General features: G+C 60.6%; 8 protein-coding genes. 2 read left to right on the top strand and 6 right to left on the bottom strand.

Annotated features, from left to right (window positions below; translation table 11 throughout):
* Positions 1-247 precede the first annotated feature (247 nt).
* From P6U30_RS09425 to P6U30_RS09405, 5 genes are all read right to left on the bottom strand, one after another.
* Entirely contained in the window at positions 248-1,489 is a 1,242-nt protein-coding gene (locus tag P6U30_RS09425) for a cysteine desulfurase (RefSeq protein WP_280978237.1), read from the bottom strand.
* 2 nt (positions 1,490-1,491) lie between these two features.
* Entirely contained in the window at positions 1,492-2,814 is a 1,323-nt protein-coding gene (gene sufD, locus P6U30_RS09420; RefSeq protein WP_280978238.1) for a Fe-S cluster assembly protein SufD, read from the bottom strand.
* Between the two features lie 19 nt (positions 2,815-2,833).
* Complete coding sequence (gene sufC, locus P6U30_RS09415) at positions 2,834-3,586, bottom strand: Fe-S cluster assembly ATPase SufC (protein WP_280973460.1); 753 nt, start codon at positions 3,584-3,586, stop codon at positions 2,834-2,836.
* 68 nt (positions 3,587-3,654) lie between these two features.
* Positions 3,655-5,151: a Fe-S cluster assembly protein SufB gene (gene sufB / locus P6U30_RS09410; RefSeq protein WP_407169063.1), complete on the bottom strand. Its 1,497-nt coding sequence runs from the start codon at positions 5,149-5,151 to the stop codon at positions 3,655-3,657.
* Between the two features lie 189 nt (positions 5,152-5,340).
* Positions 5,341-5,535 (bottom strand): 4Fe-4S binding protein, encoded by a 195-nt coding sequence (locus tag P6U30_RS09405; RefSeq protein WP_280973463.1) that lies wholly within the window; start codon positions 5,533-5,535, stop codon positions 5,341-5,343.
* 482 nt (positions 5,536-6,017) lie between these two features.
* Between P6U30_RS09405 and P6U30_RS09400 the strand changes: the two genes are divergently transcribed.
* The gene (locus P6U30_RS09400; protein WP_407169062.1) at positions 6,018-7,049 is read left to right on the top strand and encodes an IS110 family transposase; all 1,032 of its coding nucleotides are present in this window, start codon (positions 6,018-6,020) and stop codon (positions 7,047-7,049) included.
* Between the two features lie 644 nt (positions 7,050-7,693).
* Here P6U30_RS09400 and P6U30_RS09395 read toward each other — a convergent pair.
* The gene (locus tag P6U30_RS09395) at positions 7,694-12,151 is read right to left on the bottom strand and encodes a Ulp1 family isopeptidase (protein WP_407169061.1); all 4,458 of its coding nucleotides are present in this window, start codon (positions 12,149-12,151) and stop codon (positions 7,694-7,696) included.
* Between the two features lie 840 nt (positions 12,152-12,991).
* Here P6U30_RS09395 and P6U30_RS09390 point away from each other — a divergent pair.
* Positions 12,992-15,142 (top strand): hypothetical protein, encoded by a 2,151-nt coding sequence (locus P6U30_RS09390; protein ID WP_407169060.1) that lies wholly within the window; start codon positions 12,992-12,994, stop codon positions 15,140-15,142.
* Positions 15,143-15,181: the final 39 nt, after the last annotated feature.

Here is a 15,181-nt window from a genome sequence, read left to right as displayed (position 1 = left end):
CAACAGCAGCCGGGCGACGTCTTAAATTCGCTACAAGCCCGTCGAGGATTGCGGGTACCTGGACGATGCCCGAGTGCCGAGAGGCGTCGGTCCTGTCGACGCCGCCACGACGATCCATCGTCGCTCGGGCCAGTCGTGCATAGCTCATTACCCGGCGCAATTGCACATTTGCACCTGTCCACCTCGCAGGCGTGAACTCAATCGCGTCAGCAGCCCAGCCACTGAAATCGTGGCAGGTCTACCCCCCTTACGAGAAAAGCTTCTGGGCCTTGACAAGCGCACCCGCGAGCACATCAATCTCTTCATGCGTGTTATAAAGACCGAAGGATGCGCGGCACGTTGCAAGCAGGCCAAAGCGCTTGAGCAGCGGCATCGCGCAATGGGCTCCGGCACGCACTGCGACCCCGTCGCGATCGATAAGGGTGGCAAAATCATGCGCATGCGCGGCTTTCATATCAAAGGAGATGATCGCGCCCTTCTCTGCCGCCGTTCCGATGATGCGCAAGGAGTTGATGCTCCGCAGCTTCTCCTGCGCATAAGCGAGGAGTGACCGCTCGTGCCCGCGGATCTGTGCCTTGCCGATCGAATTGATGTAGTCCGTCGCTGCGCCAAGCCCGATCGCCTCGACGATAGGCGGCGTGCCGGCCTCGAACCTATGTGGGGGGTCGCCGTAAGTGACGCCGTCACGGGAGACTTCACGCATCATCTCGCCACCGCCGTTGAAGGGCGGCATCGAGGCGAGATGCGCATATTTTCCGTAAAGCACACCGATGCCGGTGGGACCATACAGTTTGTGACCGGTCATGACGTAGAAATCGCAATCAATGTCGCAGACATCGACATCTAGATGGACGCACCCTTGCGAGCCATCGATCAACACGGGAATGTCACGAGCGCGTGCGATCCTCACCACCTCTTTTACCGGCACGACGGTGCCGAGCACGTTAGACATCTGCGTGACCGCGACCATCTTGGTACGGTCGGTCAGAAGCGCTTCGAATTGGTCGAGGAGAAAGTTACCATCGTCGTCCACTGGCGCCCATTTGATGACCGCGCCGAGGCGCTCTCTCAGAAAATGCCAGGGCACGATGTTGGCATGGTGCTCCATGATCGAGAGGACGATCTCGTCGCCCGGGGTGATATGCTCACGCCCGAAGCTCTGGGCAACCAGATTGATCGCCTCTGTGGCGCTGCGGGTAAAGACAATCTCTTCGGTTCGACGCGCGTTTAAGAACTTTGCCACCTTGGCACGCGCGCCCTCATAGGCCTCTGTTGCGGCGTTGGCGAGATAGTGCAATCCGCGATGGACGTTGGCACATTCGCTGGAGTAGGCCTGCATCATGCGGTCGAGCACTGCCTGCGGCTTTTGCGCAGATGCGGCGTTATCGAGATAAACCAATGGCTTGCCATGGACCATCATGGCCAGCGCGGGAAACTCGCGACGCAGTCGGTCGACGTCATATGCGCCAGAGCTAACCGCTGGATGCATGCTCATCGCCGCGCCTCCAGCCAGCGCTGGATCTGCCCGACCGCATAATTGCGCAGGCTGTCATTATCGATCTCCTCCACGGCTTCGCCCACAAATGCCTCAATCAGCAGCGTCTGCGCATCGAATTCGGACAGACCACGAGCGCGCAGATAAAATAGGAGATTCCGGTCCAGCGTCCCTAGTGTCGCGCCGTGGCCGCAGGTAACGTCATCGGCCATGATTTCGAGTTCTGGCTTGAGATCAGCCTCGGCCTGGTCAGACAGGAGCAGCGCTCTCGCGGTCAGCTTGCCGTCAGTCCTGCGTGCCCCTGGACGAACAATGATACGTCCCCGGAACACCGAGCGAGCGTGATCGTTGACGACGGTGCGGAACTTCTCCTGGCTCCTGCAATGCGGCGCGGCGTGATCGACGACGAGCGTTGCGTCCGCATATTGCTCGTTTTTGATCAAGTTGACGCCGTTGGCAGAGAGCTCTGTTCCTTCGCCCGCCAGCGTAATGAATGCTTGATAGCGACTGAGGGCGCCACTGTCGGTCATATTGAACAAATTGAGTTTCGCGTTGGCACCGACCGCAGTGATCCCGGACGAGATGTTCACGGCATCGGCCGCATCTGCTGCCACGCGAAGGTGCGATAGGACCGCCTCATCACCAAGCAAAGCAATCATCAGATCGTTGGCCTGGTAGCCAGACGCGCCTTCGGCCGTGACAAAGCTTTCCACCAGGGCCACATGCGCGCGGTTTCCAAGGTGCAGATATGAGCGCGTAAAGCTGGATGCCGATGATCCGGTTGCGACGTGAATGATCTGGATCGGACGGTTCAACGCGCTGCCTGCAGCGACGGTCATCACCAGGCCGTCGGTCACCATCGCTGTATTGAGCGAAATAACCGGATCGTCCCTCGTCGACAGCACCAGGCCGGCCATGGCGTCTGCGGCCGCGCTCTCCAGAACTTCGCGCAGCGTCCGTAGCTCGATGCCACTTTCGAGCTCGGCGAGATCAGATAGTCCAGGCGCGAAGGCGCCGTCAACCAGAACCAGCTTGGCCGCCCGCTCGATTGCCGCTTGCTGGACCGCGTCTCTCGCCCGCGCCAATGCAGCCGCATCGGGATGCGCGGCGAGTGGGAGCACATCGCGCATCAGCATGCGCGGATCAGTGTATTTCCGGTTCTCGATGCGGCGGCGTGGCAGGCCCGCACGCTCGTAAATCTCAAATGCCCTCGTGCGGATATCGAGGACAGGGCCCGCACCCGGCAGCCGTGCGCGCGCTGCAGCGAACACGTTCTCCACTGTGCAGCCGGCACCAGTTTCAGCCGGAACCGGACTCATCTGAAAATCCATCGAGGCCTCAAGCCGCGTCCCCGTATCGGGCGTATCCGGAGGCCTCAAGCTCGATCGCGAGGTGCTTATCGCCGCTCTTCTTCACGCGCCCTCTCGCCATCACGTGCACGGTATCCGGCACGACGTGGTTCAGAAGCCGCTGATAGTGGGTGATGATGACGATCGCGCGGTCCGGCGAACGAAGCGCGTTGATTCCGGCGGCCACGACCCGCATCGCGTCGATATCGAGGCCGGAATCTATCTCATCCAATATGCATAGACTCGGCTCGAACAGTGCCATCTGCAAGATCTCGTTGCGCTTCTTCTCTCCGCCGGAGAAGCCGACATTGACGCCGCGCTTCAGCGCGCTCTGCGGGATGCTCAGCGACTTGGCGACCTGGCGAACCCTCTTCAGAAAGGCCGGCGTAGAGAACTCCTCTTGGCCGCGCGCTTTGCGCTGGGCATTGAACGCCGTGCGCAGGAAGTTCATGGTGGCGACCCCAGGAATCTCGAGCGGATATTGGAACGCCAGGAACACGCCCTTCGCCGCACGCTCGTTCGGCTGCATCGCCAGGAGATCTTCGCCCCGAAACAGAATCTGTCCGTCCGTCACCTCGTAACCCGGCTTGCCGGCGATGACGTGGGAGAGCGTCGACTTGCCGGAGCCGTTCGGCCCCATGATCGCGTGCACCTCGCCGGCATTGACCAAAAGGTCGAGCCCTCGAAGTATTTCGCGGTCCTCGACACGAACATGCAGATCTCGGATTTCGAGTAATGGCATACTAGCTCATCCCGCAATACAGCATTCCATAGGGCGAGCTGCATTTGGCATGCTCGCGGCACATGCAACTATCCGACGGCCCCTTCGAGCGAGATCGAGATCAGCTTCTGCGCTTCCACCGCGAACTCCATGGGCAGCTTTTGAAGTACGCCCTTCACGAAGCCGTTGACGACCAGGCCGATGGCTTCTTCCTGCGAGAGTCCGCGCTGGATGCAGTAGAACAGCACGTCCTCGGAGATCTTCGAGGTGGTCGCCTCGTGCTCGAACGTCGTCAACGAATTCTTGGCCTCGATATAGGGCATGGTGTGCGCGCCGCACTTGTCGCCGATCAAAAGCGAGTCGCAGGCGGTATAGTTGCGCGCGCCGGTGGCCTTGCGGTTGGCGCTGACCAGGCCGCGATAGGTGTTCTGCGATTTGCCGGCCGCGATGCCCTTGGAGATGATCCGGCTCGAGGTGTTCTTGCCGAGGTGAAGCATCTTGGTGCCGGAGTCGACCTGCTGGAAGCCGTTCGAGATCGCGATCGAGTAGAACTCGCCGCTCGAATTGTCGCCGCGCAGGATGCAGCTCGGATATTTCCAGGTAATCGCCGATCCGGTCTCGACCTGGGTCCAGGAGATCTTCGAATGCTTGCCGCGGCAGTCGCCACGCTTGGTGACGAAATTGTAGATGCCGCCCTTGCCTTCCGAATTGCCCGGATACCAGTTCTGCACCGTCGAATACTTGATCTCGGCGTCGTCGAGCGCGACGAGCTCGACCACGGCGGCATGCAACTGGTTCTCGTCGCGCTGCGGCGCGGTGCAGCCTTCGAGATAGGAGACGTAGGAGCCCTTGTCGGCGATGATCAGCGTACGCTCGAACTGGCCGGTGTTGCGCTCGTTGATGCGGAAATAGGTCGACAGCTCCATCGGGCAGCGCACGCCCGGCGGCACGTAGACGAACGAGCCGTCGGAGAACACCGCCGAGTTGAGCCTCGCGAAGAAGTTGTCGGAGGTCGGCACCACGCTGCCGAGATATTTCTGCACCAGCTCCGGGTGCTCGCGGATCGCCTCCGAGATCGGCATGAAAATCACGCCGGCCTTCTTCAGCTCCGCCTTGAAGGTGGTGGCAACGGAAACCGAATCGAACACGGCATCGACTGCGATCTTGCGGCTGGCCGACGGCTCGCCGCCGGGCGCAGGTTCGACGCCCTCCAGAATCGCGACCTCACGAAGCGGGATGCCGAGCTTCTCGTAGGTCTTGAGAATTTCGGGATCGATTTCGTCGATCGAGGACAGCGCCTTCTTCGGCTTCGGCGCCGCGTAATAGTAGATGTCCTGATAATCGATCTTCGGATAGTCGACGCGGGCCCAGGTCGGCTCGGTCATGGTCAGCCAGCGGCGAAACGCCTCCAGTCGCCATTCCAGCATCCAGGCTGGCTCGTCCTTTTTCGCGGAGATAAATCGGACGGTGTCTTCCGACAGCCCCTTGGGAGCCTTGTCGGACTCGATCAGCGTCTCAAACCCATATCGATACTGGTCGACGTCGATGCGCCGGACGCGCTCGACCGTCTCTTCTACAGCTACCATTGTTCGCTCCAACCACGTAAGGATGATGCTAGGCTATTCCGGCGAGTGCTGCGGCGCGCGCCTGATCGCAGAGATCACAGCCTTCTCGGGCGCAGCGGGCGCAACCAGGCCATCGACCGGAAAGGTGATAGCCGCCGACAAACCTCTCACATTCGCTGCGCGCTGCGGAGCCACTCATCGACCGCTCCTTTATGCTGGTACGCAGGTGCCGGGCACCGGGCATACAACGGCGCATTGCGGCGCCTCGAAACGCCCCTCGCATTGGGTGCATTTCTTCGGATTGATGACGTACATGTCGTTCTTGAGACTGATTGCGGCGTTGGGACATTCGAACTCGCATGCTCCGCACGCGGTGCACTGAGAGGCGATTATCTTGTAAGCCATCACTCCGAATCCTTGATCAGCCAATATGGACCGCAACTTCCCTTCAAGGATTGTGCCAAACTTCTGGCGTTCATGTATCTCGGTTGAGATGCGTTGCGCGCATGTTGCGGCCTCGACAATGTGTCGCAAGTTCTACAATCGTAACCGTAAACGATTGCTTCGAGGCCATACCTTTTCGGCCCATACAAGCTGGCGCCGATTAACCCGTGCAGGTGAGCTGGGTTCGCCTGCTCCGATACAACGTCTTTGTATCGCGGTTGCGATCACCTGTCTTCAGTCGCGCGTCCCGGATACGCTCAAGCGCCCGGAGTCGCCCCAAACCGCAATGGATAGGTTTTCGATATCGGAAGTGCGGCAGCCGCGGCGCGATTTCGGCTATGGCGGCACGATCGAGGACCGGCGCAAAGATGGGGTGGACGGCCCCCGACGGCATCATTGTGCCAGACTGGTGATGTCGATTCGACCAGACAAGGAGACCGTCCATGACGAAGATTAGCACGATTGGTTTGGACTTGGCGAAGAACGTGTTTCAAGTTCACGGGGTTGATGCGGCGGGAGCCGTGGTGCTGAGGCGGCAACTTCGGCGGGCCGCGGTGGAGAAGTTTTTTGCGCAGTTGCCGCCGTGCCTGGTGGGCCTGGAGGCCTGTGGCAGCGCCCATCATTGGGCCCGGGTGATCGGGAAGTACGGCCACGAAGTCAAGCTGATGCCGCCGGGCTATGTGAAGCCTTACGTGAAGCGCAACAAGAACGATGGCCGGGACGCGGAGGCGATCTGCGAGGCGGTGAGCCGGCCGACGATGCGCTTTGTGGCGGTCAAGAGCGTCGCGCAGCAGGCGGCGCTGGCGGTTCACGGCACCCGCGCGCTGCTGGTTCGGCAGCGGACGATGGCGGCGAACGCGCTGCGGGCGGCGCTAAGCGAGCTCGGGATCGTGGCGGCGCCGGGCTATGAGGGGCTGCGCGAGCTGATGGCCCGGCTCGAAGAGCCGAGCGCGGAGATTCCGGAGACCATGCGCGGTGCCCTGTTGATGCTCGCCGCACATTGGCGGGCGCTCGATACCGACGAACGGACGCTGGAACGGCAGATCGGCAAGGCCGCCCGCCGCGATCGCGACGCGAAGCGGCTGATGGAAGTGCCGGGCGTTGGCCCGATGATCGCCAGCACGGTTCTTGCCAAGGTGCCCGACGCGAAGCTGTTCCGCTCCGGCCGGGACTTTGCCGCCTGGATCGGGCTCACCGGCAAAGACCACGGCACCGGGGGCAAGCATCGCCCAGGCCGCATCTCCAAACAGGGCGATCGCGTGCTGCGCGCGCTCTTCATCAGCGGCGCCAGCGCCCATCTGCGGCAGCAGAAGGCGCGCGGCGTCAGCGATCCATGGCTGCGTGATTTGCTGGCGCGGCGGCCCTACAAGGTCGCCATGGTGGCCTTCGCCGCCAAGACCGCGCGGATCATCTGGGCCATGCTGGTCAAAGGAGAGGCTTACCGCGACCGCGCGAGCGCGCCGGCTGCTGCGTAGTTGGCGCGACAGCCGCCACGCTCGCGCTCATCCGTTCGGAAGGGCAATCAAGGTGTGATGGCAAATGGTCAGGAAACCGGGATCGAAACACTCCGCACTGTCATCGCGCGTCACAGCGCGCCGCAATGATTGGAATTCGATCCGCGATCTCCATCAGGGCCCGCGGTCAATGGCCGCATCTCGAGGCCGTATACATGACCGCTCCCCGATCTATTTGCCGAAACACCAAAAAGCCCTTGCCGAGAGGGGGCCGTCCATACATGACAGTTCGTCTGATCCGCGTCTGCACGGTATCAGCAGATTGGCGGCGATGGCAGCGGGCAAACGCGTCCCGGATGGTGCGTAGCCAAGGCCCGCCGCCGATCGCGCGTCTCAGGGCTTGTCTGGGACTACCGCAATTCTCAAAGTCAGTACGATCCACTTGGCCGGATTGCTGCGTCACTTGGGACCGAGCGTGGAACTCCTGAGTCCCTGCTCACCTTGATGCGCGCATGTTTCTCGCTAGCTTTCCAACGATCCAAAGATCGCGCATCTCGCCCGCTGGACCGGCCTGATCTAACAGCGCTGCGAGACGTTGCCCTGATCCGCTCGCTCAGGCGAGGCCCACGGTCTAGTGTCCGGGAGAGCCGCTCCACCCAGTTCCATCAGCCCAAGCCAGGATGAGATCGAAGTCGGTCCTGGAGCGACTGCCGGTTGATGACGAGGTCGTCAAGGTGCATCGGCTCGTGCCTTGGCTGCTCTCCTTGGGCCAATCGTCGAACCAGCGCCCGCGTGCCGTCCACCAAAAAGAGGCCGCAATCATAGCTATTCCGCTGCTGGGCCATGCCGGGTGACGCCAGGCGGGCGCGCAGCCGTCGTGCGAGCTGCTCTGCCGCCTCGTCGTTGTGTCGCCGGACAGAGTCGTAGTGATAGGCAACCGGCTCTCCTCGCGTGCGGCGATCAAGGAGCAGCAGCGACCAATGGTTGCCGCGGCGATTGGGAGCCGTAGCATCGTTCACGGGCAGGAACACGAAGTCGGCGGTATCATTTCCATTCGGATCGTAGACGATGCGCCGGATTGCGCGGTGCATGTCGCTCGCGGTGCCGAATCGCAGTTGATAGTGGGCTATGAGGGGATCCACGAACTGCGTCCGAGCGGCGAGCTCCGGATGGTCCATCTGCAACTCCTGCGCCAGGAGCTCGTAATCCCTTTGAATATGCTCGTCGCCCAGCCATTCGGTGGCGCCGAGCTCTACTCCGCTTCGGCCGTGAGAGGAGGTTGTCGGATCCAAAGCTCCGATCTGAGCATCGGCGGATGTGCGCGGGAACGGCGCATGATGAGCGTCATCACGACGCAGCTCCTGCGGCGTAGGCGCATCCAGATCAATAAATGACTCAAGGCCGGCGTAGGTGTCTGAGCGAGCCCTGACGGGGTGCGCTGGCCCAAAGTGAGCATCGTCGTGCAAGTCGGACGCCGTCGGCGTATTCAGATCAACAAATGGCTCAAGGCCGCCGTAAGTGTCTGAGCGAGCTCTGGCAGAGGGCGCCGGCGCAAAGTGAGCATCGTCGCGCAACTCGGACGGCGTCGGCGCATTCAGATCAACAAATGACTCAAGACCGCCGTAAGTGTCTGAGCGAGCCACGGCAAGATGCACCGGCGCAAAGTGAGCATCGTCGCGCACTTCGGACGGCGTCGGCGCATTCAGATCAACAAATGGCTCAAGACCACCATAGGTGTCTGAACGAGCCCTGGCAAGATGCGCTGGCCCAAAGTGAGCATCGTCGCGCAGTTCGGACGGCGTCGGCGCATTCAGATCAACAAATGACTCAAGACCGCCATAGGTGTCTGAGCGAGGCCTGGCAGAGGGCGCTGACGCAAAGTGAGCATCGTCGCGCAGTTCGGACGGTGTCGGCGCATTCAGATCAACTAATGACTCAAGACCGCCATAGGTGTCTGAGCGAGGCCCGGCAGAGGGCGCTGGCGCAAAGTGAGTATCGTCGCGCAACTCGGACGGCGTCGGCGCATTCAGATCAATAAATGGATCAAGACCGCCGTAGGTCCGTGACGGGGCACTGGCAGTTGATGGTGATGCTGGTTCTTGCATCTGCTCCCCCAACCAAGCCCAAGCTCCCACGCTCGGGGTGGCTGGCGTCGGAGGAAGCTCCTGCGCCGAGCCGGACTGCCGAGCGCCCTGCGAGCTCGGCTGCTCGCGGACTTGCAGCCCCAGCTCTCGGTTCGCCTCGATGAGTTTTAAGTAGTTGCGAAGATACGACAAATCTGGGCCGTGAATTCTGGCTCCAGTCCGTTGGAACGCAAATACATCGTTGTCCAGCTTTAACTGCTCCTCACTAGAGCCGTTAAGTCTCCCAGTTATGGTTCCCCTGCCATTTTTTTTAAGCCATGCACTCAGCGCACGAAGACGTCTAGCCCGTTGCTGCGCAGCCTGCCTCAGCTTCGTAGTCGGGGTTCTAAGATCGTTCAAGCTTTGGCAGAGCGCGGCCTCGATGAGCGGGGCGTCTTCGGGATGAGGGATCAGTTGACGGGGCCGACCAAGGACACGGGGTTCGACGGCTTCGGCCTCTTCGCCCCCACGCAAGAGCCGCCGGAGAACATTCAAAGTCGATTTAATGCTGTTCCGAGAGTCTCGCCCCAGGCTCTTGTATACCGAAATCTCTTCGTCCAGTGATGAACCGCCTCGCAACCGGGAAGCTAAAGGTCCCTTATTAATCGCGTGGAGAAATCGAATGAACACCCCAAGTCCGGAAACGCTGTTACCGATCGCCCCTGGTGTGAGCTTGCGCCGCTCGGCGTCTAAACGAAACTTCGCCAAGAGCTCCGCGTCTTCGGCTGGCATTTGCTCGGCGATCGGCTGGTCCGGCGCCCGCAGGCTTTCGGACGCAAACGTGTTGGGCGTGCTCGGAACGATGGCATCATCATGCAAGTGGTACGACCTGGACGGAAGCTGAGCTGGGACAGGCAAGGAGGGCGGAGTTTCCGAGCTCGGCCACTTGCTCCAATCAAGTTCGAGTGGCATCTGCAGTGCCCCGGTTGAGGTAGACCTGGCGGGTTCCTGCGATCCGACTTGTTCCGACTCCCGGGGCCGCGCCAGCGGGACTAAGGCGGACCATGATGGGCCGCCTTCCAGCACTACCGGAAGCTTATTCTGAGCGTGCCCTTTCGAGAAGACCAATGGCCTCACGGCGTCACCCAATGGGTTGTGCTGCCAAGCCATGTCTCCGACATGCCTCGCGACTGGATGTGCCGGCGGGGCGTATTCGTGCGCACGCCATGGCATCCGAGCCTGCCTCTGCGATGGTGACGCCTCCAGTTGGTGGGATGGCGGCCGCATCACCTGCTGCTCAACAGCGGCGCCCTGCGGACCGCTTAGCGTCTTCTTTCTCTTCGCTGATCTCAAGTTCCCGACATCAGGCTCATCGCTCATGAGAACCTGCTCGCCAGGCACGACGGTGCTCGTGTGACGTTCATCCGTCGGCTCGTGATCATGGTGGCGCCCGTTCGAGGGAAGAAGGGATTCTGCAGGGTCCAATGCCAGGCCATGTCGCGGCGGCTGAAGACAGGACAATGCACCGGCTTGGTCGACCGTCCCAAAAAATAAATCCTGATCGTCCCCCTCAGACAGTGCCGCTGGCCAGCTGAACGCTGGCTGCGACCCGCCCTGCTTAGTCGCGGCCTCACGCCCCCCTGCCCGGTCAGTGATTGACGCGACTCCGCCTGCCGACTGGGAGGCCCGGAGACGATCTAGTGCGGTAAGAACGAGCCGCCTTCGACTTTTGTCGAATATCTCAGCGTCGCTGTCCAGCGACTTGTCGTGAAGACGAGCAGCTATTCCCGGCTTCTTGTTTGCAAAGAGCCACCGGCCGAACCTGCGAAGAGGACGAACATAATTCGCCGTAGCGGTGATCTTCTTGTACCCTGCCTCAACGAGTGCGCCTTGAAGGCCGGAAACCAAGAGCGCGTCTTCGGAATAAAGAGGAGCAACGTTGGGTTTTCTCGCTCCCTCACGGAGATGATCAAGTGCCGCGCCGATACTTCTGTGACCACCGGCGTCCTTGTAGCGCTTGATCTCTTCATTTAGTGATTCGTCTTCATTCCATGTCTCGTCGAGAAGCCGAGCAGCAATGCCCGGCAGGTTGTTTGCACGCAGGTGGTGGCTGAAATCCGTGAGAAGAGTTGCATAGGTTTGGGCGGTACTCGAAGTTCCGGCCGACGCTGCTCGTTGTTTGTACTCTTTGATGAGAGTCCTGTCCTCGGGATAGGGAGTCAGGTCAGGGCGTGCCGCGATCGGCGCGACTCCTCCCGTCGACTGAGAGGTCCGCAGATGAGCTAGTGCCCAACGGACGTTCACCGTGCCACGTCTTGCTATGAACTCCTCGACATCTTCGTCCATGGACTCGTCATGAAGCCGATCAGCAATGCTAGGCTTGTCGTTCGCAAATAGCCAGCGGCCCAAACCGAGCAGAAACCCGATGTTGCTCGTAGCGGTGCTCTCGGCAGCGCCACCCCTGAGGAGCGCCTCCTTAAGCCCGGAAATAAGGAACGCATCTTTGGCATAAAGCGGCTCCTCGCTGCGACCTACCACCACCCCATTGGACTGACCGGTCTGCAGCGCTGAGGCGCCCAGCATCGCCCCGTCCTCTTCGGCATGCAGTGCTGGGATGTCTTCGTGCCCACTGGCCACCATCATGGCCTGCGCGTCCAATGATGATGCACTAACCTCATGGGCCCAGGACTGCGTTCGCAGGCGACTCCGCAAATTGCCGATTTCATTCGGCTGCCGCTCAATGGCAGCGCCTCGCTTCGCTCTCGAATTGCCTGATTCATGCTCATCGTCGAGGATCTCCTCGTCTGACAGGAAGTTGTTCCTGCCTGACGCACCCATCAGCCGGTCCGCAGCGCTGTGGTGGTTGTGCTGCCAATTCACCTGATGAAAGCTCGCTTGTGCATCAGGTGGCTGACGGCGCTCGGTTGGCTCCAGAGATAACGAAGGGCGAGGTTCGTCCATGATCCCCCAAAGCTGGTCCTGATCGTGACCTTCTGCAAGGAGAACCTCTGGCCAGCCGACAGCTCCATGCGAAGCGCTGTGCTGGACTGTGCCATCCACGATACGGTCCAGCTCCATGAGCGGCGCAGCATTCAGCGTCGTTCCACTGCCTTCGCCGTGCGGAGCCGGCGTATATGGGCGCCCACTTGCCCGCGTGACGGGCCGCGCCTCAGATCGCGATGCATCCGCTTGATGGGCGCGGACCTGCGTGAGCACGCGAGTGGACGGGACAGCGACTTCGCTCAGCTGCCGCTGAAAGGCGGGTCCCTCTGCCGACGAGTCGGCCGGAGCGACATCTTGCGTGTCCACGCTATCCGTCTGTTGACGCCCCCGATTCATTGAGACGAAGTTCATCTGTACCCACTTTCGAAGATGAAGCGCCGGAAAGCGCTGATCGTATGCGCCTGGATTAGAGCGAGACGTCGCCGGCATTTGAGGGTTCAGCTCAGAGTGCGTTCCTGACGTCGGACCCAGCAAACCGTGATTACGGTCCCAACTTGCCGCACCAAGCACCCCGAGAATGGAGCGCTCCGATGTTTCTCATTTACGATCCACTTCCGCCGGCTGGACAGACTTACACTTCTCCCTAGGAGGGATAGCTGTCGAGAACCTGACGGGCAGAATGCTGCGCGGCAATCCTGATTGCAGCGCAGGACACGTGACCCGAACTTCCCGCTCTCGTACGTGAAGGACCTGTTTGAGAGGATTCCGCAGTACGTAGAGAGAGGCAAGACGGGGCTTGAAACGCAAACAACGCTCCGCGGCCATTGAGTGCCGCGCCGCAGACTTGTTTTTGCGATGTGGCGATGCATTGCTTCGCGAGCGACGGCCTCGTCAGCTTCTCGAAAGCTCATCCATAGTAAGGACCAGCTCTATTGATTATTTGGATGTGAGACTAGCGTGGACCCGTACAATTCTGATCCATTTGATGTACCGGCTTGGTCGCAGGTGCAGCACGCCGTCTCGGAGGAGCCACGGGCGGGCCAGGCCGGGCAAGAGGGCTTTGAGCAGCACTTGGCCGAGGCAAGCCAAGCCGATACCACTCCCATCGCCAGTGGGGGCTCCGACCGTGACCGCTATCCCCATCTGTCTACAGAAGACTGGAACCTTATCGATAGCGCGGTTAGGCAATATGCGGCTCAGAAAAACCCACAACCGAACACGGTTAGGCTTTATACTCAGGCGCTTCGGCGATTGGGAAATGATCTGCGCGCTCGCGGCCGAACAACTGATCTAGGGGACCACCAGTCCCTGGTCGATCACGTCAACACCTACTTTTCGAAAAACGAAGCCATGAAGGTAGGGGTGAGCGTCCTTCGTGCATATCATGGCCATCCCGCTCCCGTCGCGCGTCGGTACCCTGACCGCGACCATTATCCCCATCTGTCTACAGAAGACCGGGTCCTTATCGATAGGGCGATTGCTCGATATGCGGCTCAGAAGAACCCACAACCGAACACGGTTAGGCTTTATACTCAGGCACTTCGTCGATTAGGGAATGATCTGCGCGCTCGTGGCCAAATGATTGATCTAGGGGATCACCAGTCCCTGGTCGATCACGTCAACACTCACTTCTCGAAAGACGTAGGCATGAAGACAGGGTTAGGCATCCTTCGTGCGTATCATGATTCCGGCCATTTAGTTTCCCGCGAGCGGCCGCGCACGATCCCCCCAGCGGTAGACGCATCTAGCGACCAGCAGTCCCCGCACGAGCCGATGGGTGCACCTTTCAGGACAAACCTCCTGCCAGGCGAGGAGGTCATCATCAGCCATGAGCATGATACAGCTGAGTTGAGGCCAGCGAAGAGGCCGAGGACCTCAAACGATTCGCAAAGCGTTGCCATTGAGCGACAGGTAGGCGAGATCGCCAATTCAGATCGCGGTGCTGGAGCAATGACGGCGGCCTCGGCGCGGCAGCTGGCTCAACCAACGGGGATCGTTATACGGGAACAGTGGGACAAGCGGCCTCTTTATTCCGAGGATCTTCCCGTCATCCTGAGGCTCGAGGAGGCCCTCATCAAGGCCGGAATGACCGCCCCCGCGGCGAAGAGCTGTGTAACCTCTCTTCTTGGCTTTAGCCGTTGGCTCTTCGCAAAAAACAAACCGAGCATTATTGCGCGGCTCGACAGTAAGTCGCTGAGCGATGGCGCTGACGTACAGGAGTTTAGCGGAAAGAGTAATAACGCGAGACTCCTTAAGGCATTGGAGCATCTTCGGACGTTTCGATCGACGGGCGGGGTGGCGCCCGTCGTACGCCCAGGCCGTTCTCGCGCCAAGCTCAATCTTCACGCCCTGAATGTGGCCGCTGAGAACGCGGTCCCGATGGAACCGAGGCGCGTCGACGACGCCGCCACCGCCGCGCACAGTGCATCGCGCGAAGCTGGCGGTCGGCCAGTGGAATCTCAGGAACCACGAGATGATCAGCCGGCCCCGTCGGCCATCACCCACGGGCACGTCGCGTTCGATCCAGAGCAGACTTCTCAGGGAGAGCATCGGCGAGTGCTGAACCATCTCGATGATCAACCCACGCCGTCAGCAGTCTCCGTCCGACCAGACGAGCTTCCGCGACTGGTAGCGGACTTGCATGACGAGCTTCACGGACAATGGGATAATCCCGCTGCCCAGCCGTTCCTCGTCGATCCAGAGGAGCTTGCTTTCAATCCAGAGCAGCTCCCTGCGGGAGAACTTCGGCGACTACTCGATAATGAATCCGCGCAAGCAGATGAGCTCCAGGATCCACGGGATGATCAACCCGCACCGTCGGCTGTCATCCAGGGGCACGTCGCGTTCAATCCGGAGCAGATTTCGCAAGGGGAGCTTCAGCGAGTGCTGGATCATCTGGATGATCACTCCATTCCGTCGTCAGTGTCCGTCCCATCAGATGAGCTTCTACGACTGGAAAAGGACTTGTATGACGAGCTTCACGGACGACGCGACAATCCCCCTGCCCAGCCGTTCTTCGTCGATCCAGAAGAGCTTACTTTCAATCCAGAGCAGTTCCCTCAAGGAGAGCTTCTGCGATTGCTTGACGATGAACCTGCGCAGTTGTGAACGCTTGTTGCGGTTCAACCCGTGTCGCCAGGCAACGTC

The organism is Bradyrhizobium sp. ORS 111 (assembly GCF_045571485.1).
Taxonomy (GTDB): Bacteria; Pseudomonadota; Alphaproteobacteria; order Rhizobiales; family Xanthobacteraceae; genus Bradyrhizobium.
This window is presented reverse-complemented; position numbering and strand designations above follow the sequence as displayed.